The organism is Terrabacter sp. 2YAF2 (assembly GCF_052114705.1).
In the GTDB taxonomy this organism is placed as follows: domain Bacteria; phylum Actinomycetota; class Actinomycetes; order Actinomycetales; family Dermatophilaceae; genus Terrabacter.
The window spans coordinates 1-532 of sequence record NZ_JBFRFG010000061.1; the positions used below are offsets into that span (position 1 = coordinate 1).

Here is a 532-nt window from a genome sequence, read left to right on the forward strand (position 1 = left end):
GCGGGTAAGTTTGAAGGGTTGCCCCGGATGCCTTCTCGTTGAGGTGGTTGATGGTGTGTGTCCGATTCTTGAGAACTCAACAGCGTGTCAAAAATCGATGCCAATTACCTCGTCCCGGGGTCTGGCTCGGATTCATCCATGAGGGTGGTCTGGGTTGGTTTCGGGCGAATTATCCTTTGGTTGAATCGAACTTCTAGCTTTTTGAGCTGGTGGTTCGGCTTCAGTCAGGTTTTCGAGCCCTTCAGGGGTTCAAAGTTTGCTCATCCTCTTTTCGGGGGTGGGTGTTTGAACATCAACGGAGAGTTTGATCCTGGCTCAGGACGAACGCTGGCGGCGTGCTTAACACATGCAAGTCGAACGGTGATCAGGGAGCTTGCTCCTTGTGATCAGTGGCGAACGGGTGAGTAACACGTGAGTAACCTGCCCCAGACTCTGGGATAACCCCGGGAAACCGGAGCTAATACCGGATATGACGCCAACGGGCATCCGTATGGTGTGGAAAGTTTTTCGGTCTGGGATGGACTCGCGGCCT

The 532-nt window shown here is 53.6% G+C and carries 1 rRNA gene; it reads left to right on the forward strand.

The window, feature by feature from the left end:
* Window positions 1-292 precede the first annotated feature (292 nt).
* A 16S ribosomal RNA gene (locus AB4030_RS22425) occupies window positions 293-532 on the forward strand; the annotation flags it as partial.